This is a genomic window from Kordiimonas laminariae (assembly GCF_023008165.1).
GTDB classification, from domain to species: Bacteria; Pseudomonadota; Alphaproteobacteria; order Sphingomonadales; family Kordiimonadaceae; genus Kordiimonas; species Kordiimonas laminariae.
On record NZ_JAKQZA010000003.1, the window covers coordinates 428,951 to 453,333 of the forward strand.

Consider the following 24,383-nt stretch of genomic DNA (forward strand, 5'->3'; position numbering starts at 1 on the left):
TAGTACATTAGAACAATCAAGAAAAGTCCTTTTTTTACAAAGTGTTAATGGCATGAAAAGTGACTCAAAAACAAGAACTTAGCGCACCTCGTTAAACAATGAGACTATCCGTTTAAGACTAATTCGTAAGGTAAGGTGTTATAATGAAAAACTACACATCGCAGATTGAACAAGAAAAGTGGATTACCGCTGAACGACAGTTTATTGAAGATGAGATTAAATGGTTCAAAATTGGTGCAAAAATTTTCTCACCCGGTGGTAAGGATATTAGCGCAACAAAATTGGAACAACTGGAGAAGCGCCTAGAACACCTTCGAAACATATTAGGCGAACAATAAATTGAGACTCAGACTAGATAGGTTATAAATTTACAAAATCGCTTATGTATAAATAATAGCTCTCAAAATTCAACTAACTCTGGAATACCCTGTTCAACAACACGAGCAACAACATGATGTTGCCTGTCAGGCATTGGAACACCCTGAGGAACTAGCTTCAACTCTATAGAACCAGTTTCCTCATCAAACGCAATAAGCCCAGCATTGTTCAGCCGTAAGTTTTCAAAATCTTCTAGAAGCCGCTGAACCATACGTTCATGCTTCGGTACCACAAGCCAGTAATGGCGAAAGAAACTGCACGCTAGCGCAATACTAGAAACTGTCAGTATATTGCCTGGGGATGAATGCGCTCCGGACAAATGCTTAAAATCAAATCCATCAACCCACTTGGGGCTGTAGCCATCAAGCTCAAAAGCTACCGCTTGAGGGCGCACATATTTGAACTTATATTGGCCGGTATAAAAACGGCATGTTTCACTAGCCGTAACCTGCTTTAACTGAGCTTCTATAGCTACAGAGGCATGCTGGATAAATTCTTTGACAGCAATCTTACCAGCTTTACGGGAAAAGGATGTAGCATTCACAAAGTCCCTTTTACCGAGTCGAGGATCATTACCATGGTTGCTAACAGCCGAATGACTAGCCTGTAGGTAAATTTCTCTGATATCACCGGATGATTTTTGTCCCTGCACAAATTCAGGAAGTAATTTTCTTACGTCATCAGGTTTTAAATCATACAGCCTTTTGAATATCTCTATTGTAGGGAAATTAAATTTAGCGTCAGTAGATTTCTTCAGCAGTTCAAAATCTGAGATTTCCGAGCTAATTTTTTGAAGAAAATCATATGTGGCACACATACGGCGGATAACGCCAACACTATAACCTGTTGTTTCTGCGACCTTATCTAGCCAAGCCGACGGTGTGGAAAAACTTTGCTGCCAATACCCACTCTCCTGAATAAAGCGAACAATGCCAGCTACTTCCTGCCAATCCTTCTTGATTTTCTTGGCATCTTTTAACGCAGATACAGCCTCAGAAACATCCATCAAAAGTGCCTTTTCCTGATTTTCACAAACATGATCTTGTATGCAAAAACCATCATAAATGATGATTCATTGTTTGCAAAATCATTTTTGATAGATATACATATTTGCACATTGTGCATTTTATATGTATAGAAAGTAGTCATCATGTACACTCCAGCAAGAAAAGTCATCACCCGAGGCCCAACAAGATTGGTGGGTAAGTTTCCTAGCCGAAAGAACGCTCGCCATGTGCATTGGGAGTCTCAATTGGAAAGAGACAGAATAATGATGCTGGAATTTCATAAGGACGTTCTCAGCTATGCCGAGCAGCCAAAAACATTCCAACTGATAGTTAATGGCCAACAAACCCGTTACACACCTGATTTCCTGGTACAGCTAACCACAGGGCAAATCTACGAAGAGATTAAGCCTTCAAAACAGATCGCCAAATATGCAGCTGTATTCGACGCTTTCGAAGCAACCCTTGCTGATGAAGGAACAGCTTTCGCTGTACTCACAGAAAATGAAATCCGCATAGAACCGTTCCTGCCTAATATCCGGTATTTGCTTAAATTTCGGTCATACCAACCACCTGCAAGCATGTTGGAGGATTGCATCCAACTTGCCAGAGGTAATCCACAGCTACCTCTATCCAAATACGAGAGGCTCTTTGCCGCTTCTTCAATACCCAACTTTATGGCTTATTGGCTTCTATCAGAGCACTATTTCAGCTGCGACCTCCACACTCCTCTTACGCCAGCATCCCTCCTTACTCTGAAAGGACATCAATAATGCCTGCGATAAACCTTACATCTTCAACACCCCTCAAAATCAACGGTGTACATCACACATTGATCGGTAAACCTGATCCGAAAAAACTACGCCTCCTTCGAACCAACGATCAGGAGTTCATTGAAACCAACCTATTCGATTTGATGGAGAAGATTACCAATGGTGAAGCAGAAATATTGTTTCTCGAAGAGACAGACAGAGACAAGAAACGCCGTATTAAAGACAGGCTTCGGCAGGAAATATCAGACCTGAAGCCTGCAGCCCGCGAGAGCTTGGACCGTAAGCTTGCTTATGTAAAAACACTAATCAACTATATGCCGGTTCCCAAAACCAAAGAGCGCATGCAGCCCATTATTCTAAAGGCTGCCAAGAAGATTAACGACGATAACCCTCCACACTTCAGTACGCTTCTCAATTGGTATAATGCGTTTATTGCTGCCAAGAGTGATCCGCGTGCACTCATCGATTCACACGGTAAAAAGGGAAACCAAAACAAGCGGCTGGCTCCGGAGGTTTACGATATCATCACTGCCGCTATAGAAGCACGTTATCTTTGTGGCCCACACGGTTGTGTAGAAGCCGTTTATGATCGTGTAAAAATAAACATCGCTAAAGCCAATGAGTTTCGAAGGGGCCCTGAGAAGCTAGAGACGCCAAACGTCCGGACAATCTACCGTGAAATCGAGAAAATAGACCCATATCTCAGGATAAAGAAGCGGCACGGCAAAGCTGCGGCTGAGCGTCTATTCGCGAATGTACAAAAGGCGCCTATTGCCACAAGGGTTCTTGAGCGCGTTGAGATTGACCATACAGTTTTAAATCTATTTCTCATTGATTTGGAAACAGGCCTTGCCATCGGTAGACCTACACTCACCATGGCTATAGATGCCTACTCAAGAATGCCAACGGGCTTTTATGTAGGTTTTGAACCTGCCGGTTGGTCATCAGTTTTACACTGCTTAAGACACTCAGTGCTACCCAAGGGACCGACACTCGCGCAATACCCGGACATAAAAACGATTGGCCCGTTGCAGGTACATGCGAGACTCTGATTGTTGATAACGGACGGGAGTTTCATTCCGATGATTTAGATCTCGCCTGCCAACAACTCAATATCGATATCGAGTATGCTCCCAGAGCCAAGCCTTGGTACAAAGGCAAAATCGAGCGGTTTTTCCACACACTGGATCTAGGGCTAACATCTCAAGCCAAAGGCCGAACGATTGCCAAGTTTCTTTCCAAACTACTGCCTCAAGAAGAATATGACCCTAAAGAAGATGCGGTCGTAGACCTGGCAACATTTGTTGAGGTGTTAAATCAGTGGATAGTGGATGTTTATGCTCAAAAATATCATAGAGAATTATCGGGTATTCCTATTCAGCGCTGGAACGAGGGAATGGAAACAAATCCTCTGATCAAAATACCATCAAGTTCACAAGACCTTCTTATCACACTGTCCAAAACAGAAAGCCGTAAAATCCATACCTATGGCATTGAACTCAATAGCTTAAGATACAACAGCCCGGCACTAGGCGCCCTACGCATGGATTTATATAAAGGCAATAAAAACCCTGACGCTCTCATAAAACTCGATCCATCGGACATTTCCCATATTCATGTGTACGATCCGAATGAAGAAATATACATCAAGGTGCCGGCCCTTGATATGGATTATGCGCGCAGTCTAGGCCTGTGGCATCATAAGATCATTAAGAAATACGCTGCTAAACTCAAAGACGCATCCGACCGGGATGTCAGTTTAGCGGAAGCTCGAGAGCAAATTCGAGACAAGCTTTCAGGCATTCAAAGAAGTGCTCAAAAGGTTTCTCACCAAAAGAAAATTGCTCGTTCAAAAGGCATTGGAAGTAACCAATACCAATCCTTCGAGACAGCATCAGTTGAGCCGCCGGCACCTGAACCACTCAGCGAAACAGAAGCAGACGGTTTCACTGAACAATTCCAAGACGACCATGACTTTGAAGATGATTATGAATGGGGGATCTCATCCAATGAAAACTTCCCGGAATAGCACCCGTGACGGCCTGAAACCTGACGCCTATACGGCCATGCAGCAGTTGGTCATTGAACACCCGCAAATAAAACGGACAATTGCCCGTATTGATGAATATAAAGAAGCCTCGAAAGGATCTCGAGAGCCAAACTGTATGCTTATCCTTGGCCGACCAGGTGTAGGTAAAACAACGATCAAAGACCTTTATACAGCAAAATATGCTATAGAAAAAACTGATACAGGCACCAAAGTGCCAGTGCTGTCAGCAACGATTCCTGTTCCTGCCACTATGATGACATTAGTCACCGCTCTGCTAACCAAAATTGGTGATCCCCTCGCTGTAAAAGGTACACTCCACCAGAAAACACTGAGGCTTTACCGGCTTCTCAAAGAATGTGAAACAGAAATGATTCTGCTGGATGAGTTTCATCATTTCATCGATTGCGACAGTGAAAAAATCCTCAACTCAGTTTCAAACTGGCTGAAGAATTTAATCAGTGAGACAAAGGTTCCAGTCACACTTATTGGTCTACCGAAATCGTTGAGGGTATTGTTTGCCAATTCACAACTTGAAAGACGCTTTTCTGATATTTTACATATCTCGCCTATCAAATACCCTTCCGCTAACAATAAAGACTTCAAGCATCTACTCAAAATCATTCAAGAGCATGCAATACTTAAGTTCGACATGGACCTAACATCAGAGGACATGCTGCCCCGTATGTATGCTGCTACCAATGGGTATCTATCACCGCTCATGCTTCTTGTTCGAATGGTCACTTTTTCCTGCAAAAAACAAGGCAAAAAAACAATCGAGCTTAAGGATATGGCAGAGTTTCATCATAGAAAAATCTCTGCTATGTCAAAGGGAAACCCTAATCTCCGAACAAGCAGGTACGAAAAAAACCCATTCAGCCTGGATTGGACACCGGCAGACGCAGTTAAGCCCTCCTCTAAATCTCAAAAGCCTGCAGCAAAACGCAAACCTCCAATGTCAAAAGCTGAAGCAAGTAGAGAGATAAGGGAAATCTATAGCTAGCTAACCCCATGCCACTATTGATTACACCAAGTATAAGACAGCATGAAAGCCTGTTCGGCTATCTCACAAGGGTAGCCGAGCATAATGGATACGAGGATTTCACCTGGATACTTGGGCTGGCAAACATACGGGCGAGGAGCAACTTTACTGAAAGCGATTTTGCCAAGTTGGCCATCGTTACCACAACCCCAACAATCAAACTCTTTGACAGTGCACATTGGCTATCAAAGCAAGGCATGAAGAGATATTATTTTTCTCTGTATTCTCCTAAACTTTGCCCCGAGTGCTTAAAGCATAACTCTTATCGTCACGTATCATGGGATTATAGCCTGATAACTTGCTGCCCAGATCACGGTTGTTTGTTGGTTGACACCTGCCCGAACTGCAAAACATCCATTAGCTGGAAAAACTGTGGCATTACGCATTGCAAAACATGCGAACAGTCTTTCACAGCACTTAACCCTAAGCCCTGTAAACCGAGAATGATTGCATTCACTAGGCAGTTGATCAGTCACATTCATATACCGACCAAGCAGATATCATATTTAGCAAAAACACCGCCGCTGTCCTTATCTGATATTATGAAACTAGTTTTGTTTCTCGGTTCACATGCATGCTTCAAGAAAACTCATGGTACCGGGTACTGGCTCTGCTCGAAACTTACAAACGCCGAAATGCATCAGCTCATCTCAGTGGCACTGAATGTCCTAACTTGCTGGCCCGAAAACTTCCTCGCCCTATTGAACCAAATTGAAAACACCCGTCAAGACACAGGGCTAGAGAAGCGGTTGGGCAGCTTTTATGAAACCTGGCATAAACAATTCCGTAAACCCCAGTTTGAGTTCCTTAAGGAAGCTCTCGCATCATACGCACAAAACAATTGGCAAGCAGGCTTCCTCAGCAACAAGAATAAACGCCTATCAGAAAACCGGCTTCACTCTTCAAAATACATGACCTTGGCAGAAACAAAGAAAACTCTGAAATTGAGTTATAGGAAGATATTGGAGTTAATTGATCACGGCCAACTAACTGCCATATGCTCTGACGCGAAAAGCAGAACATTGAGGCTGATCACCAAGGTAAGTATTCAAGGCTACCTTGAAGGTCAAAAGGATATTATTACCGCGAAAGAAATGAGATCTATTTTAGGCATTGGAGAAAGACGAGCTAACAAACTCATTAAAGGTGGTAAAATTGTTCCACTACCAAACAGACCACTAAATAGATCTAGGCGATATGTTTTTTGCCGAAAAGCAATCTCAAGATTAGCCAGAGAAATACAACTAAGCTAAAAGCGTATCAGCGGGAATGCCCCACTCTTTATGCAATATACGCGCTTCGGAAATTGACAGGGAACGACTACCATTAAGTATATCCTCAGGCTTCTTCACATCCAAGATCATAGCTAAATCATTGTGATCGAAGCCTTTTTGCTCCATAACAAATTCAATAGCTGTAACGGGATCAACAATACCCATAGAGAAGTGTTTTTCCTCGTAGGCTTCTACCAATATGCTGAGAATCTCAAACTCGTCATTTTCTCGATCATCTGACATTTCATCCATCAGAACGGCAATACGAACGATTGCCCTTCGATAGTCATATACATCATTAATTGGTTTAATCTGAGCCATGAACATATATTACAATATTGTATTCATATTCGCCATAGCTCTGCTAAATATTAAACGTGAATCACGCCTTAAGGATAGAACGATATTTCCTACTGCATGGAATATCCTGATTGTCAGTCATTGTTAGGTTTAAACCACCTTCACCATCTGATTGTATATCTTGAATCTCATCTAAATTTACAATGTAAGACCTATGAACACGAGCAAAATTCCCACCAGTTTCATCTAAACAGGTCTCCATATCTTTGAGAGTACCTCTTACTAGATATTGGTTGGAGCTTGTTTTTATGTCTAGATAGTTCATGCCAGATTTCATCCATAGAATATCTCTACCATACACAAAGACTGTACGGCCGTTGGTTTTCAATGTTATGCGCTGGGTTTCTTTGGCTTCTTGAGTAGCAGCAATTAGCTCTTGCTGTGCATTATAAAGTTGCAAACCCAACGTATAAAAAACAACGGAACCAGCATAGAATAAGAGGATTTTTCTATATTCATAGACCACCTCCTGAAACCAGTTAGAGCCAAAACTATAAGCATCACCAAAATAGAGGCTTCTGAATGCTATCATCAGAATTATAACGAATGCAGCTACAACTATGCTCGACGTTGTATGAATCCATAAAGCAGTTTTAATCCTGACTATATCTAAGGGAAACCGTTGATTGATATAGGAGATGATTGGTAGAGATAGTGCTAACGCTATAATCGCTGTCCCCTCCATGACAAAGATATGTAGAAAATCTGGGGTAAGGTTTTGTCGAGTTTTTTCCGTCGCAATAGACAAGACATCAACAACCATAAAAGCAAATAAAAAACCTAGAATATAAACTGTTACTTTCCTTTGAATTATGAAGTTTTCTCCTTCGGTAACCATCGAGCTTCCATCTTTGAGCAATATTAGCAATTATCCTATTTGCAATACGCAATGAATATATAAAACACCCCTGAAGTGCGAGAACATCTTTCCGCCAATCAGCCTTCATAAGCCGTTATTCAACACAAACTGGGTACTTATACCTCAGCCACACTGGCAATCGACACTACGGCATTGCAGTCCACAATAGCAGTTGTATCTAACCCTAAACAGCTAGCCTCATCACCAAGCACAACAGTAATGAGAACTAGCAACACTTTAATACGCACCAACATGAGAACATATATGCTAATTGGAAAAAGGTTTCTCTCACTACTAATAATAACAGTATATTGTATAGAGGATCATTTCGCGGCCCAGGCCGACCAAATACCTGCTGAATTCGTAGACAATAGGGTGACTGTTACTCCCATGCTCCCAAACGGGCAAGTTCTGCGTTTCTATACTGATACTGGTGGGGGATGGAATATGGTCGATGTTGTCCTTGCCCACAAATATGATTGGCCATTAGAGAAAGAGTTCAGAGGAACAAGGACTTTCAAAATAACTCCAATGCCGGAATGGCATAAAAATCGGAGTATTCCCAATGCTGGGCTGAATAATAATCTTCGCAACCGTCTAATCTTAGTTCCTAAAGCCCAGTTGACATTTTTAGGAGATAATTACGATGGGTTTCTCGGCGGTAAATGGCATGCTGAAAAAATCATTGAATGGAACTATATAAAACACACGATGGCCTTTCATTCCTCAATCGATAGAACTAACATCGCAGACCTTAAATCTATACCTGCACCCATCTTAAAAAACGCCTTTGGCAATTATGTAACAGCATTCCCACGGATAGAGATTACTGTGGATGGAACTGTGCATTCTATGCTGTTCGATACTGGTGCTACGATAAAAGTAAGCTCGTCTACACAAGTAATGTTAGGGGCGAAAGGGTCACTTGTGGGCGCGTCATACATGATAGCGTCTATTTTCGACGAATGGCATAACAAGCATCCTGATTGGCGATATATCGAAGAAGGTGACCTCATACTGGGCAAGCCACTTCCTCTAATTGAAGTTCCAAAAATTGAGATAGCAGGCCTCGAGGTTGGGCCAGTCTGGTTTGCCCGCCGCCCTGATAAGAATTTTGTTGAAGGGATGGGCCCCTTTATGGATCAACCAATCGACGGAGCTGTTGGCGGGTCACTTTTACAATATTTTAGGGTCATTATGGATTACCCCGATGAAAGAGCATATTTTTCGAGAAAATAAATCTATCGCTTTCCTTTACAGTACGTCGCATAAAAAGAAGTCAACTAATGCAATTTGAGCCTCAATCCAAAATTAACGACCGTAGATATGATTTAGATTGGCTTCGTGTGATCGCCTTTGGTCTCCTTATATTTTATCACATCGGTATGCTTTATGTGAGCTGGGATTGGCATGTAAAAAGTCAGTATGCTAATTCAGACCTCGAACCGTTGATGCAGATTGTTAATCCGTGGCGATTAGCCTTGTTATTCTTTATTTCAGGTATTGCCGTTCGGTTCGCATCAGACAAGGCGGTTTCCAAGTTGAAATTTGCTAAGGTACGTTTGAAGCATTTGGGGTTGCCTATTCTGTTGGGAATGACCGTGGTTGTTGCACCTCAAGCCTATTTGGAACTTCGCCAAGCAAATGAAGTTTCATCCGGTTTTACGACATTTTGGCCAGAATATTTGAACCTCTCGCAAGCATTTTCAATCATCACACCAACATGGAACCATCTATGGTATATCGTGTATCTATTGGTTTATATCCTGATGGTGACACCATTATTCCCCGTATTGCGATCCGTTTCAAACGGGAGCGCTGGTAAAATAATATCTTGGGTATCCAACAACACTATCTCACTTATTTTTTTAATGCCTCTTCCGTTTGTTTTCTTCGAATTGACATTGAGTTCTCGTTTTCCAGTCACTCACGCCCTCATTGATGATTGGGCAAACCATGCACATCGCTTCACTATCTTTTTAATGGGCTATTTTGTTGCCAAGCATGCCGGTTTCTGGGCAGCGATTGTAAAATCATGGCCTTATGCACTTGCTACAGCTATCTGTATTTGTGCTGTTAGACTTTACTTGATGCTAAGTCACCCAGAAATCTATCCATCTCTCTTTGAAATGCCATTACGCCCTTTGGCTATGTTTCTTCTCACTGTCTATGCATGGTCATCCATAGTTGCACTTTTGGGTATTAGTCAGCGTTGGTTAAATCAATCCAGCAGGACATTGTCGTACCTCACGAATGCAGTCTTCTTTTATTATATTATGCATCAGACGATCATAATAATCGCTGGCTACATGCTTACTCCTTATGGGCTTAACCCATTCATTGAATTTAGCCTTGTGCTTTTATTAACGCTGGCAGGGTGCTGCTTAGGGTATGAAATATTGCGCCGACTGCCAGTGGGAGCTTTATTTTTCGGAATTAGGCAGTGATTTATCCTAATCCCGAACACGAAAGCCACCCTATAACGAGACTTTTTAGTGGTTTTGGGAGTAGAATTTATCTTTGCTTTCGCTTCGATGACCTTGGCGTTATTTCACACCAACGGGCGTTGCTGCGCCTGCGGTTGAATGTCCTGAAAGGCTGGCCTTCCTTGTGGCAAAGGGGCGATCAACTGAGTAGATACAGGTCAAGTGACTACTTACTTGACCCAGCCCCATTGAAGTGGTCCATATATGGTAAACATAGCATTTCCTTATTTCATGTTTTGATCTAAGCAAGCTGAAAACAGATAATATCGAAACCACATTTTCCATTCACTCTACGGTGGTTTCAGCTTCATAGAATTGCCGCGTCTTATGTATCAAAACCGATGGATTATCGAAAAATATGTGTCATGCCCTATGGAACCAAAGTTATGGATTACCCAAGAGAGGATTTTGATTTCATTTGAAGTGATGCAAAGTCGGTAAAAATTCGCCTCAACGTACCATTATTTTAACGGAGAACGCCACCTACAGCAAAGACCAGCAATCACTATTATTTGGCATGAACAACCGTACCCGTCAGAAGCACCGCGTCATTGAGGTCCGTCCATGGGTTCGAAATCCGTCTGAACGTAACTGGTAAGCCGCGTGCATAAAGAACATCAGGGCCATCTGTTACCTGAAAATGCAAATGGGGTTCACTTGAATTACCGCTATTTCCCACCTCACCAACAATATCACCTTGAGCAACTCGTTCACCGATCTTCACACGAAGTGAGCCAGGGCGAAGGTGCGCATATTGCGAATAGCTCCCACCTTTGTGTTTTATTATCACATAATTCCCGGCGATGCCGTCAGCGCCCTGAAGCAATAATTCTGTCTGCGCAGTTGAACTGCGTTCTTCATGTGCTTCAACGCTTTCACCCGTTTGTCGTAGTAAAGTTTCATCTTCCCGCACATCTGATTTCATTCCAACGATTACACCATCTGCTACCGCGCGAACAGGGGCGCCATATATAAAGTAGCTTGTATTCTTGCCTGTGGACCCGCTGAAGGAAGCGCCATTTTCGCCTAGCTTTACAATATCCAAAGCGAATTCACTCGCTACATTCCAACGATGGTGTCCGCGTACATCAGGCCCCACTGCGATGTACCAATCACCTTTTAGAGGGAAAATGAAATCTGAGTTGTGAGGTTTGGTTGCAACATTGAGATGATGACTCGCCGAAACTTTCGAACCATCCTCAGTGAGTGCATGAACCGTAATTTTGACCGTATCAGGCTTACCTTGAACAGTTAGATATTGATGGATCATCAGAATAGTTTCACTCGGCACCAGTTTTTCAGAGGTCGCGAGTGACATGCCAGCTGTTTTCTGTTCTTTGGTGCGAAATTGAAAGTCGTAAAGATCAAGTGCTCCAGCTTTCTCCAGTCGAACAATTTGCTTAGCAGAGGCCCGGATCGCTGACGTTTCAATGTATCTTTCAATCAGAACACGCTCTTTTCTCAGAACACTGATTGTTACTTTATCAATCTTAAGCGTCTTATCACTGTCATTAGAAATCCAGAGATTCTGCAACAGGATATCGTAAATTGCTCTATCCTGTGTGATCTTGTTGGCGAAGACTTTTTCATCTGGGTCAACCTGAATGCGCAGGCCTGAATGATCTTGAAATGCGTATGCATTAGCGCCGCATAAAACGAATATAGCAACTAGAAAGAAGCGTTTCATAATTTCTTTATCCCAAGAGTGTGAAATGTTGTGTTGTTGCCGCTCAAGAACCCACACCGGAAATCCGTGCGGTTCCTGACTATGTTTCTGGTAATCTTATGTGATATCTATTTTTCCGCCCGACTTTCCGGATCCCAAAACTCTTCTTGGATTTGAGATTGGAGGGGCCAATGGCGCCTATCGATTCTAATATCGCGCGTTGCAATATCATAACGTTGGTCAACCAGTTTGCGAATGCCCTTGCTAAAGGTAACCAAACGTTCCCTTGGGACCTCATGGCCGAGGCCTTTAATGGCGACAGTTTCTCTATGGGAAACGTTGGTAATATGTTTTTCCATGTAAGCCACATTGCCGTAAGGAACCAACACATCAGCTGTACCATGCATAATAATGGTCGGCACGGTGATGTTGCTGAGCTGCGGCCCCATGGCTTCCAGCTGTTTTGGCAAAGCCAGCAGTTCTCTATTAATAATCTTAAGCTCTTTCGGCACGAACCATGAAATGACGGGTGCATTTCCTAATTTCTGAACAAACAGAGGGGTAGGTTCCAGTTCCGGATCAAGTGAAGACGATGCCAAAAGCAGCCCGCCTATCTTATTTCCGTGCCGAATAGCCACCATCGCTGCGATCGGGCCACCTGACGAATGGCCAACAATGATAGGCTTTTGACCGTTTTTCTCGACTAACAAAGGTATAATCGCATCAGCTTGCGTTTCAAGAGACGCAACAAGTTTATGGGGTTTTGTTTCACCGTACCCTGGGCGATCAACGACAATATATTCGATATCGTGTGGGCTACTACGTATAAACCGGTAATAGTCATCTGCGGCACCCGGGGTTCCGTGCAAAATAATTACCCGGCGGCCAGTGCTGCCAGATGTCAAATACGATATGTTAAATGCACCCTCACTGGTCTCCGAAGTGACAACACCGCGTTTAGCATATTCATTGCCCGCAAAATAAGTTTCATTACTAGAACCACATGCGGCAACAGCCAGGAAAACTAGTAGTGTAGAAAACGTTTTCAACAATATTTGCATTGCTCAATTCTCCCTACTGCTGGTTATTGGTACTAGTAAGAACCGGTTCATAATCAGGTTCTAAAAGTACACGAACAAGCGTGTTAATCTTGTCGGTGAATTCGCGGTTAACTCCTCCATTGCTGCCATAAATGAGGACTATATTTTCATCCGGAAAATAGTGGTATTTGGCTTCAAAAGCGGGGATACTATTATTGCTCCTACTGCCTGCACCCGGATTCGATATCCACGGTGTGCCTGTCCAGGTTTCCAATATCTCAATACCGTATCCATAATCGATATCGGACTCATCGGTTGATGTAACGCCAATATGACGGGTATGTAAAAGATCGAGCAAGTCCCTGCGCAGAACCTTCCCGGCATAAAGCGCCTTATGCCAAGCATAAAGGTCATCGACCGAAGACAAGAGCCCGACACTACCTTGTAAATAAAGCGGTAATTTATCCTGAATCATAAGGCGGTCAGGCAAATTACCCCAATTTTCACCATCCTCGCCAACATAGCTGTTAGCCAGTTGTTCAGGTTTCCAATCAGGTATCTGATAACCGGTATTTATTATGCCTGCCGGCTTGAAAAGCTGATGGTTTAGAAAGGCTTCAAAGGACTGACCAGAGCGTCGCTCAATAATAAGCGCCAACAGATTATAGCCCTCGTCAAATCCGATCTGCCTATCCCCGGGCTGAAAGGTAAAAGTTGGTAAAAAGAACGCCGGATTAAAACTGTTCTCTCTGGCAAAAACATCCTCTAAAAAGTCGCTTTCATCTACAGCTTCCAGAACATCCAGGCCCTCCTCACCAAGTAAACCCGGTGTATGTGTAAGCAAGTTATGAACAGTGATATGCTGTTTGGCTTTAGGAACATTATCAAAGAAATCAGGAAGCGTATCATCCAGCGAAAGCTTGTTTTGCTCTACCAGTTTCAGAACAGCGGTTGCTGTAAAATATTGTGTAAGCGAGTTTGTTGCGAAAACTGTGTCCATCTTATTGGGGACACTTTGTTCTCGGTTCGCAAGGCCGTACCCTTGGGCATGAAGTATTTTGCCGTTTTGGGCAATCAAAAGCGTTCCAGAAAAATCGTTGGTGACATAGTCCCCTATAAAACGCTCTAGTTTTGTAGCAGGAACTTCGTATGCTTGATTTTCATTGGTAGGTGGAAGCGCATAAACAGGTACAGAACTTAATATAAGCCCTCCGGTCACCATTCGGTGAATAGCAGTTTTTAAGTTAATCATCTCTATTCCTCGTCACTGTCTTATTTGGCCTTTCATTGATGGCCTTGTTATTTTCTTAGCGATTTCTCACTAGTTCCTTATCTTGAATTTTTCCTTAGGCTTCTAATAACCCTTCTGATAACATAGCTCGTATATTAATCATTAATTATCGTAATTCAATCATTAATGATCGAATTGCGATGTTTTGATGATAAATTATTGATTGTGTGGATAAGTAAGGGCAAGCGTGTGGTAACGGAAAATAGAGTTCGTATTCAAAAACTGAGCCGTCGTCTCAATATTGTTGCAGCGGCATTATTGTATGGCCTTCCGGTTTTGACATTATTGTATTGGATTTCTTTCAACTACCTGCCTGAAAATCTGAATGTGTGGGCCAGTGTGCCAAATCAACCGATTTCCATACAAATAGGTTTACAAGCATTTGCAGCTGCACTAGTTCCATTGTCACCGGTGCTCTATGGGCTAATCAATTTACGGCGCTGGTTAGGGTATTTAAAGGATGGGACTATCTTCATTGAACAAACCGCACAATGTCTTCGTAGTCTCGGCTTTGCCTTGATGTTCCTGATCATCACCAATATTATATTCGATGTATTAATCAGTCTTATTTTAACGCAAGATAACGGCTCTCACCTAGGTCATTATATAGAATTGGATATCTATCTGTCCGATTTTTTCCCGCTTTTTCTTGGCGGTGTTATCGTACTCATTTCCCGGGTAATTCATGAGGCGGTTGATTTACAACAAGAACAGTCATTAACGATTTAGATATGACCATAATTATTAATTTAGATATCATGCTAGCAAAGCGGAAGATGCAGTCAAAAGAACTAGCAAGCCGGATAGGTGTCACTGTGCAAAATCTTTCCATTCTAAAACGGGGGAAAGCCAGAGCTGTACGCCTTGAAACACTGAATGCTATTTGCAAGGTTTTAGAGTGCCAACCAGGGGACATCCTCGAATTTCAAGATGAAGCGCAAGATTAAGAATGATAGAAGCAAAGCGCTTTTGCGTTCCATAGAGCCTGACGGGGAACAGTGAAGGGGGGTTACAGCGTGTGTGTGGATAGGACTGTGGATTAAAAATCCTGAACCAATCTTTTAGCTCATATCAATCAGCATGCCCGGTGACTTCTCTTTCATAAGATTACCGAACTTTATGTGTCAAAAGCCGACAAAACATGAGGAATTCTGTGGAATCCAGTCGTACCTATTGCTTCACCCAACAATACCCATAGGGACATAATCGCACCGGATTATGCCCCTATGGAGGCTGATATCGTTAAACCAGCATTAAGCTTCACGAATAACTGGTTTTACCCAGCGTTTGTGAGCAGCTTCTTTATCCAGCGGCGTACCGGCAATTGAATTAGTGTAGTTACTAATAAGTTTAACTGCTAATGCCAAAATCACTTCAAGAGCCTGCTGCGAATTATAGCCCGCATCAAAAAATTCCTGTAGCTGCATTTGCGAGACCTTCCCCCGGTTTGCAATCAACAGCCGCGTAAATTGACTCAAGGCATTTTGTTTAGAATTGGAAAGACTTCCTCCACCTCTTAAAGCTTCAATATCTTTCTCAGATAGCCCACTTTGTTCTGCTAAAATACTATGCCACGGGACACAGTAGTTACATTCATTCTCATAATTCGCGGTCAGATATACGACCTGCCGCTCCTGTGCATTTAAACTGGCAGTATTGAAGCCATCCCACATGAATGTGTATCCAGCCAACAATTGCGGACTGAGCGCCATAACTTTTTCAACATTGGGAATCATTCCAAAATTTGCTTCTGCTTTTTCAAGCCATTCTACTGAAGCCTCCGGCGCAGTATCTTTTTCAAGTAATGGGAAAATTTCTGTATTCATGATTTCATCCTTCATTCGGATTATTTACCTCAGCTGGTCAATAATCATCAGGTGTTTGTCTTGCTTTCGGTGTTTAATTTGGCTTGGCGTCGCTCATAAGATTTCATCGCGTTTCCGATCAAAAAACCAAAGAGATGAACAGGCCACGAACGCGGGATAAGGCGATTTTCCCAGGCATACAATTTATTAAGCAATCCAGACACAACGCTCATTTTACGTCCAAGATTACGTAAGCCAGTACGTGCAACAGTTTCCGGGCGTTGTGGGATCATAGGCAAGAGCGCGGCATTCAACTTTAAACCAGCAGCAAATGGTGTGGAGGTAAGCCCAGGTGACAGTGTCAGAACATCAATACCACTGCTTTTCATTTCAGCGGTAAGGGCTTCTCCCAAGGTTAGGATATAAGCTTTTGTCGCTGCATATGCGGCAAAATTTGGGATGCCCTGATAGGCAAACAAACTAGACACCAAAATGATACCAGACCGCTTGTTTCCGTGGGTATTATTCGCCGCCATGTTTTTACCGAATAAATGAGCAAGCTCACTTGGAACATCTACATTCAGCTTCAACATCCTACCAAGGTCTGCATAATCTTTTTCTAAAAACGGGCCCATCTCGTCGATGCCCGCGCTGGCTATTAACAGGCTCACATTGAGATCATTAACACTGTTATAAAGCGCCTGAGCAGCACCAACCTGAACAAGATCCATCGCCACAACCCGGGTGTTGATCTGATATTCCGATACAAGCTCTTTTGATAACCGCTCAAGAGCAGCCTGATTTCTTGCCACGAGAATAAGATCAAACTTTTGTTTGGCGAGTTCACGGGCGAACTCTTCACCTATTCCTGATGATGCACCGGTAACTAACGCCCAGCCTTCATATGTTTTTTTCAAGTTTTTCATTGGTTGTTTCCTTTGCTCAGCGCGCGATCAATCAGCAATCATGGCTTTCACATCATCAAGACCAAGCGCATTGCCTCCAACACCCCACTGGCCATCCTTTACTTCTTCAATCACCACCCAAGTGGCATCGCGCAGCTTTTCGCTGGTCACCTCCAAAACAGAGTCCGTTACTTTTTCGATTAATTCTTTTGACTGAGATTGACTGAGTTCATCTTTGAAAACTTTGACAGTTATAAGCGGCATTTTATTTTTCCTTAGCTGCTGTTCATCCGTGAAATACGTTGGCCTTCGGCTTGGGATAAACATAATATTCGCCACTCAGGGGATAAATGACTTGAAAAGCAAAGGATTGATGCGCTTAATGCACAAATGAATCAAATATCTAACATGCAATTGTTTGTAAAAGTGGTTGAGGAAGGCAGTTTCTCTGCGACAGCAAGGCTTTTAGGTGTCAGGCCATCATCGGTATCAAGACAAATATCGCATTTAGAGGATGAGCTGGGAACGCGGCTTTTTCACCGCACTACACGCAGGCAAAGCCTTACCGAGGCGGGGCAGATTTACTATCAACATGCAATGCGGATAGTGAAAGATATTGAAGAAGCAAAACAGTCGGTCAGCCAGTTAGCCGCAACACCTAAAGGGCATTTACATGTCACTGTAGAAACAGATTTTGCCGCCGCTTTTATTGCCCCGATTTTACCGGAGTTTTTCGAAAAGTATCCCGATGTCCAAATTCGGTTTTCCATGAACACGGATAATATAGACATTGTTGATAACGCCATTGATCTTGCGATACGCTTTGGGCACCTTGACGATTCCGGATTGATTGCCCGGAAAATTGCCACAAGCTCTTCTGTGATTTGTGCTAGCCCTGAATATCTTGCCAGACACGGAACCCCAACCCATCCAAGCCAGCTTACCGAGCACAACTGTTTATCTTTCAGAACGGCGCCGGGGAAGAATTACTGGAAATTCCAAGAAAACCAGCAAATATTGGAAATCCCAATTTCCGGTAACCTGAATGCTAATAACCTGACATTCCTGAAAGAGCTTGCTCTCACGGGGCAAGGAATCATCATGATCCCTTCCTGGATGGTGCAAGCTGCCATTAAGGATAAACAGCTAACCCCACTGCTTGGACCCTTTGCTCTGATGCCATCCTCAACCCCTATCAGTGCAGTCTTTGCAAATAATCGGCATCTGGCTCCGAAGGTCCGAGCATTTGTCGACTTTTTATCTGATAAACTGAAAAAATAGACTCACCAATCACTCTATAACTCTATGGTTTTCAACTAGTCCAGCAAAGTGTTTGATCCTTAAAAGCACAACACGCCACACACCACGGCATGTTTCAAAGCCGTCCGATTAGCGCATTTTATGTGTCAAAAATTATGGATTATCTCAAGATATGCGGCATACTGTTGCAACTTATGTATCAACGGTTGATAAAAGATAAGGGATTCTGTGAAACGCCATCATGCGCCTTACATCACCCACAAATTATGCGATGAATAAAGACCAGCCAGCATTTGATGTACGAGTGCCTCTCAAACGTAGAAATATGAAACGTTTGATTATCACCCCACTGTTTGCCAGTCTCTGGATTTTATTGGGCACATACCTGCTACCGGAGGATGCTTTAAATTTATCCAGAATTGATAGCCCCACGGCATTTACAGTATGGGATTTTTTAGGGGTAATATTCATTGGCACAGGGGTGGTGACGCTCTTTAAAGCTGCTGCGTTTGCCCGCCGTTCCTTGAATACTGTAGGCGAATGGCATTTCAGGCTAGATAATGAGTATTTGATCTGGGATGTCCCAAATCACGCGCACGGACAAGAGACGGGCTTTCGTTCTGCTCTCTCAGATATCACTGGGATTGAAGAACGATACATTCATAAGCACGAAGCCGTGGATGAGACCGAATATTGGGCTCACTTCCATAATAAACCATCTATTCAATTGCAGCGCTATTCAGGAATATCATTACCATGGTTAATATCTGAGATTTCCAAACAAGGCGTGACGTACAACAAAACAAACATACATCAATGAAACTTCCTAACTAGGGAATTCGGAGCCTTTTCCGCCCACTTACAGAGAAGCATTCAAGGCAAGCTACATGAGGTAATTTTATATGGTGGAAGTGTTACATTCTTTCTTCGAGAACCTCCTTGATGGAGATAAGCAAGCTCTTTTCATAGCTTCGAGTGCCTATATTATTTTAATGGGGGTTATGAGCCTCATTTATCAGTGGCGGGTTAAATTATGGCCAATGGCAATCGGCACCTTAGAAACAGCTGAAGTATCAGGGTGGGGGGTACCTCGCGCCGATGACGACCAAAAGTTTGCAGCAAAAGTTGAATATACCTACACGGTGGATGGAAAAGATTATTCTGGTAAACGCCTATCGCCGTGGGCTGTTCTAGTTACATATAACCTGAAGTTTATTATTAGATGGCAGATGAACAGAATAACCAAAATTTCACCTGATAAAGTTGCGGTTTTTTATAATCCGAAATCACCAGAGAAGAGCTTCCTGATCAAACCAAACACAGCTTCAATACTTATAACTATCCTTATGAGTGGTTTACTTCCAGTCATCATATTTAAAGGCCTAGGGCTGTAAGCACACCTGAAACGCTTGCTCGCAACCTAACTATCCAATTGCCCTCTATACCAGTCAGCGCGAAGAATAATGATATCAGCATAAAAAACAGATTTCAGATAACTCGGGTTATAATACCAGAGATAAACAGTCTTTATGCCATTCATCTACTCCAATCTTACTCGGTTATTATCTCTATTCAGGTCGATAACAGCTAGATATGGGTCCAGTACAATCTCGAATGGCTTTTCATCTAAAATCAATGTCAGCCGATTACCTGACAGCGCGATATTATGCCTGATTTCATATATTGTTTCACGATCAGCATTGTAAATACCAACAGTAATATCTTGTGTCAGATGCTCAGTCTCTCGGGTTTCTGAGCCGTTGGTAGTGATTTTTTTAGCCGCGACTGATAGTTCGAGCTTATATTTGCCTCCTTCTATCTTCAGGATATGCGCTTCATCGATTCCAATTTCACTGAAAGAAGTAGCCTTAAACCATTCATCAATCAGGTTTTGTTTTTCGAGCGGCGTAAATTTTTTTAATGCCATAATCAAGTCTAGAGAAATAGGCGGTGTATTAGGATATCTGTGCTTCTCCAGAACTTCCTTCAATGCACCATTTACCAAGTCTCCCCCAAGAGTTTCCTTCAGTGCATGCAACGCCATAACACCCTTATACTGGGAGAGGTAATTTTGATGGTCCTGAACGCGGTATAGAGGCACCTCTGGAGAAGAAAGTCCTGACCGTCCTGAAAGATACCGATCGTGTTCCACTCCTAGCCAACCAAGCATAATATCTCTTCCCTGATGCTTCTCAAGCGAGAGTAACTCCGCATAACGAGCCACAGTTTCAAGGAATAAACCACCCCCTTCATATTTATCCGTATTCGCGGGTGCTAAACTATGTCCCCACCACTGCCGGGCAACTTCACGAGCAACCACGCGAGACACATGATCAATGAAAATCTTATCGTCCTGCAAGTTACGTATATCCAAACTGAAAATCGATTGTTCCCCGAACAGCAGCATTCCAGGTGCAGCAAAGCCTCTTATTGTGATGCCAGCAAAAGCCGGTGCTTCAACAATCTTCAACTCTTCATAAGGATATGGTCCGAATATCTCGGAAAAATGTGCAATCGCGTTCGCTGCAGCTTCATGTATACGGCCCACATTCCTTAAAGAATCAGGAGATGAATATACCGTTGTTTTAACGCCGCTATGTATTTGTTCTGTACCAATATACCGACCCGCAGCAACAGGCAAAATATTGCGAATAGGCTGCCGCGCGGTGAAATGATGTATTGTTCCCTTTGAAGACTTTTCCAAACCTACAAGTTTGCCAGGTGCTGCAACCGTGAAATCATCTGGTGCTGCTACTGTAAGATCAAGTGTGATCCAGTCGCCCTGCCGCTCAAGATCACTACCATCAACAGCCACAGCAGCTTCTGGTTTCACCATAGCAGGCATAGCTGGAAGGTTATGTTCTTTTCGTAAACGGGGCCTGACTATAGTCCGCTTTTTTTGATACCCAATTGTTGGCAAAACATACCGATCCAAGAAAATAAAAGCATGCGATTGGGTAATTGTATTCACAGGCCGACTATTACTAAAACCTGACTGCCGATGGTTCACCGAGAAATTCAGTGTGGTCTTTTCATTTGGTTTTAAAGGAGTATTTAGTTCGAAAATAGCCGTGTGATGGTGAATGTTGTCATCTATAATTTTTGCATCAATGATTTCAAATTCACTTTCAGCAGATAAGGCGCCACCAACCAAAATCCGGGATATGTCGGCACTTGTTTGATTGACGAGTTCCATCTGTCCGGCGAGACGGTAAGCACGCCCTTTTGGCATCAACTCCAATTCAGCAGTAACTGCTGTAACTGCGGGCTGAGGCACATCTTTAAAGGCCGCAAACGTACGCTCATAGGCAATCTTATTAGCAACGATACGACTTGGCGGTTGATAGGTTGCTGCGATGTTCGTTTGGTAAAAAATCCAACTACCAGAGATTAAAGCAATACAGGTTACAGCAACGGGGATAGGAGAGATGTTTTTAAAATCTGTCAACTTCACCAAAGTTAAATTCTTATAAGGCGTTCGGTTGCCTCTTGCCCATATCTTACCTGCCCCTACCAACAACAGCGCTACACATGCCAGCCAATATAATTGGTAGGCACTAAAAGCCCCAAAGCTTGTCTCATACCCACTGAATTTTGTGTAAGGAGCAGGTAGAAATTGTTCGAAGTGAAACAGGGGGTGCTCCATACCTAACGGGATGGCAAGGTCAGTGGAAAAAACGGCAAAAAACAAACATGAAAGTGACAAGCCAACATATCTATTATTACCAATAACCTGAAAAAATCCGCAAATCGCACCATTGATAGCAAGTGGAATTAGCCCGAAATAATACAGTGATGCATATACTCCAAGATCAAATTCATAAAAGCCGTTGAGCAATTGCAGCACCATACTCGCCATTATAGCAAGTGTGATCATCGCAACAGGGATAACGCTAAGAGCAACAACTTTCGCAAACAGAAACCCTAAAGACTTAACCGGTAAAGCATGCAAAATGTAGTTGATGCCTATATTCTTTTCTCTGGAGAAAATTTCCCCGCTGAAGAAAATCAGCATCAACAACCCAAATGTTGGCAAATGATCAGGCTGGAAGCGTTTGATAAGCGCTGCTGTTGTGGGAAGTGCCGGGCTGCTGAAAGGAAACTTGGCGATAACTGTGAGCATTTCAGCGCTCACGAAAGCAACCCAAACGGTCATCGCTATCCAGAATACTTTACTTTTAATCAAAAGATTCGTTTCAATCTTTATTAAAGAAAGCACACTTTTGAGATCATTAACCCTGCAAGCAACCGAAGGGATTATGCCCTTCAATTGAACATTATCTACCCCTACCTCTTTATCAGCTGATTTTTCATGAACATATGCCTTCTGCATATTAAACTTTGTAAAGGCAAGCCAGAGCAGTGCGCCGCCGCTAACTGTCCATAACAATCTGTTAATAAGAAAATTACCGCTTAACCCCACCAACAAAGTGTTTTGCTCCTGAGTGCTCCAATATTCAGTTTGTTGTAAAAAGGCCGAAACAGCATATGGATCGACAAGGGCAGCCAATTGCTGGATTCCCGAACTTGCTACTACTGATCCTGTTCCAGAAAGCAATGGAGAACCAATGAATGTGGATGAAAACATATACATCCCGAAAAGCATGACAGCCGCCAAATATGTCGCAATATGGCTTTTCGTCACCACACTAATAAAAAACAAGAAGCTACTGATGAAAAACACAGTCGGCATTATCATGACCAGGAAGGGCCAGATGTAATCAAAAAGCTTAAAACTAGCGGCTGATGCTGCGGCATTTGATGTTAGAATAAAATCAAGCATCATACCAAGCGGTACAGCTAGCATCACCAATATTGAAGACAGTAAAACCCCAACAAAGCGTGAAATGATTAACTGCTTCTTCGTAATGGAAGTCGACAACACCAACTCAGACATATTGCTATCTAAATCGCGCAATACGGCGCGATTACAAAAAGCTGCAATCACAAAGGTTACAAGCCAAGAAATCAGCCCAAATTTAAAGGTGATAAGATATGGTGAATTTGTATGAACACCCCCATCACCACTACTGAAATTAAAAGTAAGAATAAGTCCAAGAAATAGAAATACGGCGAAGGTAATAACAAACGCTAATTGTTTAGTATGATACTGCCATTCAAAATTACAATATGTGCCAATCATAGCCTAACCCTGCTGCAATGTATTAAAATAAACATCTTCAAGTGTTGGCGTTACACACTTGAAGCCATCTTCAGGGCAAACTTCCGACAATATCCGGGCTTGTATCTTGCCCAGGTGAAGCTGCCGCGACAGCACTTGATAATCCCGTTCAAAAGGCTCTATTTCTGCCTTTCCAATAGCCTTCATCCATACACGGCCCGTTAATCGGTTAATCAACTCCGTCGGGTGGCCGCATTCGCGAATTTTTCCACCTGACAAGATCGCCATACGCGTACATAAATCTTCAACATCAGAAACAATGTGCGTGGAAAGCAGCACAATAATATTTTCACTAATCTCGCTAAGAAGGTTGTGAAAACGGTTACGTTCTTCCGGGTCCAATCCTGCTGTAGGCTCATCAACAATGATAAGCTTAGGGTCCCCAAGTAGCGCTTGGGCAATACCAAATCGCTGTTTCATACCACCTGAAAAATTTGCTACCGCACGCTTGCGAGCATCGAACAGGTTTGTTTGGTGCAGAAGAGCATTAATCTGCTCATGCCTCTGCTTTTTATCAGAAATACCCTTCAACGTTGCCATATGGTCCAACAGGTCAAATGCCGAAAATTTTGGATAGACCCCGAACTCCTGAGGCAGATATCCTAACTGTAAGCGTAATTCCCGAGGGGATTTGCTGATATCAATATTGTTAAAAGTAATATTGCCAGCATCTGCATCTTGAAGTGTTGCGATGGTTCTCATCAGAGAAGATTTACCAGCTCCGTTCGGCCCCAGTAAGCCAAACATACCTTTCCCTATCTCAAGGCTCACATTATCCAGCGCCTGTACACCATTCGAATATTTTTTTGATAGGTTATGAATTTCCAGCATAGCAAACCTCGTCTGATAATTTCAGCACTAAGATAGTGAAAATCAGGTAGCCCTGCCATTAAGCAGCTCTTATTGTTCAATTAACAGCGGCAGGGATTACACAGGTTTTCTATATGCGGTAGTTATAGAAAACCACGGTTTAACATTGGCCTGACAATGAAGCGTAACTATAGAGAGAGG

General features: G+C 42.8%; 24 protein-coding genes. 13 read left to right on the plus strand and 11 right to left on the minus strand.

From position 1 onward, the window contains the following. Positions 1-143 precede the first annotated feature (143 nt). Positions 144-338, plus strand: coding sequence for a hypothetical protein (locus MF542_RS08085; protein WP_247017783.1), 195 nt, complete (start codon positions 144-146; stop codon positions 336-338). A gap of 62 nt (positions 339-400) precedes the next feature. On the opposite strand, the gene MF542_RS08090 is transcribed toward MF542_RS08085, so the two are convergent. Continuing rightward, entirely contained in the window at positions 401-1,384 is a 984-nt protein-coding gene (locus tag MF542_RS08090; protein WP_247017785.1) for a hypothetical protein, read from the minus strand. 264 nt (positions 1,385-1,648) lie between these two features. On the opposite strand from MF542_RS08090, the gene MF542_RS08095 reads away from it, so the two are divergent. The 5 genes from MF542_RS08095 to MF542_RS08115 are packed head-to-tail and all read left to right on the plus strand — an operon-like array spanning position 1,649 to position 6,497. Continuing rightward, positions 1,649-2,155, plus strand: coding sequence for a TnsA endonuclease N-terminal domain-containing protein (locus tag MF542_RS08095; protein WP_247017787.1), 507 nt, complete (start codon positions 1,649-1,651; stop codon positions 2,153-2,155). Continuing rightward, positions 2,155-3,207: a hypothetical protein gene (locus MF542_RS08100; RefSeq protein WP_247017789.1), complete on the plus strand. Its 1,053-nt coding sequence runs from the start codon at positions 2,155-2,157 to the stop codon at positions 3,205-3,207. The genes MF542_RS08095 and MF542_RS08100 overlap by 1 nt, the downstream gene beginning before the upstream one ends. Then, a complete protein-coding gene (locus MF542_RS08105) occupies positions 3,093-4,184 on the plus strand; it encodes a Mu transposase C-terminal domain-containing protein (protein WP_247017791.1) in 1,092 nt (363 codons plus the stop codon). Before MF542_RS08100 ends, MF542_RS08105 begins: the two co-directional genes overlap by 115 nt. Next, positions 4,165-5,205 carry a TniB family NTP-binding protein gene (locus MF542_RS08110; protein ID WP_247017792.1) on the plus strand — a complete coding sequence of 347 codons (1,041 nt, stop codon included), beginning with the start codon at positions 4,165-4,167 and terminating at the stop codon, positions 5,203-5,205. The genes MF542_RS08105 and MF542_RS08110 overlap by 20 nt, the downstream gene beginning before the upstream one ends. A gap of 8 nt (positions 5,206-5,213) precedes the next feature. Continuing rightward, the gene (locus MF542_RS08115; protein WP_247017794.1) at positions 5,214-6,497 is read left to right on the plus strand and encodes a TniQ family protein; all 1,284 of its coding nucleotides are present in this window, start codon (positions 5,214-5,216) and stop codon (positions 6,495-6,497) included. Here the strand turns inward: MF542_RS08115 and MF542_RS08120 are convergent. Together MF542_RS08120 and MF542_RS08125 are read right to left on the minus strand one after the other, a co-directional pair. Further along, the gene (locus MF542_RS08120) at positions 6,489-6,839 is read right to left on the minus strand and encodes a helix-turn-helix domain-containing protein (RefSeq protein ID WP_247017796.1); all 351 of its coding nucleotides are present in this window, start codon (positions 6,837-6,839) and stop codon (positions 6,489-6,491) included. The two genes, MF542_RS08115 and MF542_RS08120, sit on opposite strands and share 9 nt — an antisense overlap. A gap of 61 nt (positions 6,840-6,900) precedes the next feature. Then, positions 6,901-7,716, minus strand: coding sequence for a LytR/AlgR family response regulator transcription factor (locus tag MF542_RS08125; protein WP_247017798.1), 816 nt, complete (start codon positions 7,714-7,716; stop codon positions 6,901-6,903). Between the two features lie 468 nt (positions 7,717-8,184). On the opposite strand from MF542_RS08125, the gene MF542_RS08130 reads away from it, so the two are divergent. Together MF542_RS08130 and MF542_RS08135 are read left to right on the plus strand one after the other, a co-directional pair. Continuing rightward, the gene (locus MF542_RS08130; RefSeq protein WP_247017801.1) at positions 8,185-8,976 is read left to right on the plus strand and encodes a hypothetical protein; all 792 of its coding nucleotides are present in this window, start codon (positions 8,185-8,187) and stop codon (positions 8,974-8,976) included. A gap of 47 nt (positions 8,977-9,023) precedes the next feature. Next, a complete protein-coding gene (locus MF542_RS08135; RefSeq protein ID WP_247017803.1) occupies positions 9,024-10,184 on the plus strand; it encodes an acyltransferase family protein in 1,161 nt (386 codons plus the stop codon). Between the two features lie 547 nt (positions 10,185-10,731). Here MF542_RS08135 and MF542_RS08140 read toward each other — a convergent pair. From MF542_RS08140 to MF542_RS08150, 3 genes are all read right to left on the minus strand, one after another. Next, positions 10,732-11,910: a M23 family metallopeptidase gene (locus tag MF542_RS08140; protein ID WP_247017805.1), complete on the minus strand. Its 1,179-nt coding sequence runs from the start codon at positions 11,908-11,910 to the stop codon at positions 10,732-10,734. A 107-nt stretch (positions 11,911-12,017) separates the two neighbouring features. Beyond that, positions 12,018-12,950, minus strand: coding sequence for an alpha/beta fold hydrolase (locus MF542_RS08145; protein WP_247017807.1), 933 nt, complete (start codon positions 12,948-12,950; stop codon positions 12,018-12,020). Positions 12,951-12,963: 13 nt separating this feature from the next. Continuing rightward, the gene (locus tag MF542_RS08150; RefSeq protein WP_247017809.1) at positions 12,964-14,181 is read right to left on the minus strand and encodes a serine hydrolase domain-containing protein; all 1,218 of its coding nucleotides are present in this window, start codon (positions 14,179-14,181) and stop codon (positions 12,964-12,966) included. Positions 14,182-14,409: 228 nt separating this feature from the next. Here MF542_RS08150 and MF542_RS08155 point away from each other — a divergent pair, with 228 nt between their 5' ends. After that, positions 14,410-14,949, plus strand: coding sequence for a DUF2975 domain-containing protein (locus MF542_RS08155; protein ID WP_247017811.1), 540 nt, complete (start codon positions 14,410-14,412; stop codon positions 14,947-14,949). Positions 14,950-14,951: 2 nt separating this feature from the next. Then, complete coding sequence (locus MF542_RS08160) at positions 14,952-15,167, plus strand: helix-turn-helix domain-containing protein (protein ID WP_247017812.1); 216 nt, start codon at positions 14,952-14,954, stop codon at positions 15,165-15,167. 306 nt (positions 15,168-15,473) lie between these two features. Here MF542_RS08160 and MF542_RS08165 read toward each other — a convergent pair whose 3' ends face one another. The 3 genes from MF542_RS08165 to MF542_RS08175 are packed head-to-tail and all read right to left on the minus strand — an operon-like array spanning position 15,474 to position 17,194. Further along, positions 15,474-16,046, minus strand: a complete 573-nt coding sequence (locus tag MF542_RS08165; RefSeq protein WP_247017814.1) for a carboxymuconolactone decarboxylase family protein — start codon at positions 16,044-16,046, stop codon at positions 15,474-15,476. Between the two features lie 47 nt (positions 16,047-16,093). Beyond that, entirely contained in the window at positions 16,094-16,951 is an 858-nt protein-coding gene (locus tag MF542_RS08170; protein ID WP_247017816.1) for an SDR family NAD(P)-dependent oxidoreductase, read from the minus strand. Positions 16,952-16,978: 27 nt separating this feature from the next. Further along, positions 16,979-17,194: a tautomerase family protein gene (locus MF542_RS08175; RefSeq protein ID WP_247017818.1), complete on the minus strand. Its 216-nt coding sequence runs from the start codon at positions 17,192-17,194 to the stop codon at positions 16,979-16,981. 144 nt (positions 17,195-17,338) lie between these two features. Here MF542_RS08175 and MF542_RS08180 point away from each other — a divergent pair, with 144 nt between their 5' ends. The 3 genes from MF542_RS08180 (at position 17,339) to MF542_RS08190 (ending at position 19,584) form a co-directional block, all read left to right on the plus strand. Next, positions 17,339-18,211, plus strand: a complete 873-nt coding sequence (locus MF542_RS08180) for a LysR family transcriptional regulator (RefSeq protein WP_247017820.1) — start codon at positions 17,339-17,341, stop codon at positions 18,209-18,211. A gap of 220 nt (positions 18,212-18,431) precedes the next feature. After that, the gene (locus tag MF542_RS08185; RefSeq protein ID WP_247017822.1) at positions 18,432-19,010 is read left to right on the plus strand and encodes a hypothetical protein; all 579 of its coding nucleotides are present in this window, start codon (positions 18,432-18,434) and stop codon (positions 19,008-19,010) included. A gap of 82 nt (positions 19,011-19,092) precedes the next feature. Next, a complete protein-coding gene (locus tag MF542_RS08190; protein WP_247017824.1) occupies positions 19,093-19,584 on the plus strand; it encodes a DUF3592 domain-containing protein in 492 nt (163 codons plus the stop codon). A 146-nt stretch (positions 19,585-19,730) separates the two neighbouring features. On the opposite strand, the gene MF542_RS08195 is transcribed toward MF542_RS08190, so the two are convergent. After that, positions 19,731-23,333, minus strand: a complete 3,603-nt coding sequence (locus MF542_RS08195) for a hypothetical protein (RefSeq protein ID WP_247017826.1) — start codon at positions 23,331-23,333, stop codon at positions 19,731-19,733. Positions 23,334-23,336: 3 nt separating this feature from the next. Further along, positions 23,337-24,203, minus strand: coding sequence for an ABC transporter ATP-binding protein (locus MF542_RS08200; protein WP_247017828.1), 867 nt, complete (start codon positions 24,201-24,203; stop codon positions 23,337-23,339). Positions 24,204-24,383 lie beyond the last annotated feature (180 nt).

Bases quoted from the DNA above. Each gene is read 5' to 3' on its own strand.
- MF542_RS08085 (WP_247017783.1), top strand. From the start codon at position 144: ATGAAAAACTACACATCGCAGATTGAACAAGAAAAGTGGATTACCGCT.
- MF542_RS08090 (WP_247017785.1), bottom strand. From the start codon at position 1,384: ATGGATGTTTCTGAGGCTGTATCTGCGTTAAAAGATGCCAAGAAAATC.
- MF542_RS08095 (WP_247017787.1), top strand. From the start codon at position 1,649: ATGATGCTGGAATTTCATAAGGACGTTCTCAGCTATGCCGAGCAGCCA.
- MF542_RS08100 (WP_247017789.1), top strand. From the start codon at position 2,155: ATGCCTGCGATAAACCTTACATCTTCAACACCCCTCAAAATCAACGGT.
- MF542_RS08110 (WP_247017792.1), top strand. From the start codon at position 4,165: ATGAAAACTTCCCGGAATAGCACCCGTGACGGCCTGAAACCTGACGCC.
- MF542_RS08115 (WP_247017794.1), top strand. From the start codon at position 5,214: ATGCCACTATTGATTACACCAAGTATAAGACAGCATGAAAGCCTGTTC.
- MF542_RS08120 (WP_247017796.1), bottom strand. From the start codon at position 6,839: ATGGCTCAGATTAAACCAATTAATGATGTATATGACTATCGAAGGGCA.
- MF542_RS08125 (WP_247017798.1), bottom strand. From the start codon at position 7,716: ATGGTTACCGAAGGAGAAAACTTCATAATTCAAAGGAAAGTAACAGTT.
- MF542_RS08130 (WP_247017801.1), top strand. From the start codon at position 8,185: ATGGTCGATGTTGTCCTTGCCCACAAATATGATTGGCCATTAGAGAAA.
- MF542_RS08135 (WP_247017803.1), top strand. From the start codon at position 9,024: ATGCAATTTGAGCCTCAATCCAAAATTAACGACCGTAGATATGATTTA.
- MF542_RS08140 (WP_247017805.1), bottom strand. From the start codon at position 11,910: ATGAAACGCTTCTTTCTAGTTGCTATATTCGTTTTATGCGGCGCTAAT.
- MF542_RS08145 (WP_247017807.1), bottom strand. From the start codon at position 12,950: ATGCAAATATTGTTGAAAACGTTTTCTACACTACTAGTTTTCCTGGCT.
- MF542_RS08150 (WP_247017809.1), bottom strand. From the start codon at position 14,181: ATGATTAACTTAAAAACTGCTATTCACCGAATGGTGACCGGAGGGCTT.
- MF542_RS08160 (WP_247017812.1), top strand. From the start codon at position 14,952: ATGACCATAATTATTAATTTAGATATCATGCTAGCAAAGCGGAAGATG.
- MF542_RS08165 (WP_247017814.1), bottom strand. From the start codon at position 16,046: ATGAATACAGAAATTTTCCCATTACTTGAAAAAGATACTGCGCCGGAG.
- MF542_RS08170 (WP_247017816.1), bottom strand. From the start codon at position 16,951: ATGAAAAACTTGAAAAAAACATATGAAGGCTGGGCGTTAGTTACCGGT.
- MF542_RS08175 (WP_247017818.1), bottom strand. From the start codon at position 17,194: ATGCCGCTTATAACTGTCAAAGTTTTCAAAGATGAACTCAGTCAATCT.
- MF542_RS08180 (WP_247017820.1), top strand. From the start codon at position 17,339: ATGCAATTGTTTGTAAAAGTGGTTGAGGAAGGCAGTTTCTCTGCGACA.
- MF542_RS08185 (WP_247017822.1), top strand. From the start codon at position 18,432: ATGCGCCTTACATCACCCACAAATTATGCGATGAATAAAGACCAGCCA.
- MF542_RS08190 (WP_247017824.1), top strand. From the start codon at position 19,093: ATGGTGGAAGTGTTACATTCTTTCTTCGAGAACCTCCTTGATGGAGAT.
- MF542_RS08195 (WP_247017826.1), bottom strand. From the start codon at position 23,333: ATGATTGGCACATATTGTAATTTTGAATGGCAGTATCATACTAAACAA.
- MF542_RS08200 (WP_247017828.1), bottom strand. From the start codon at position 24,203: ATGCTGGAAATTCATAACCTATCAAAAAAATATTCGAATGGTGTACAG.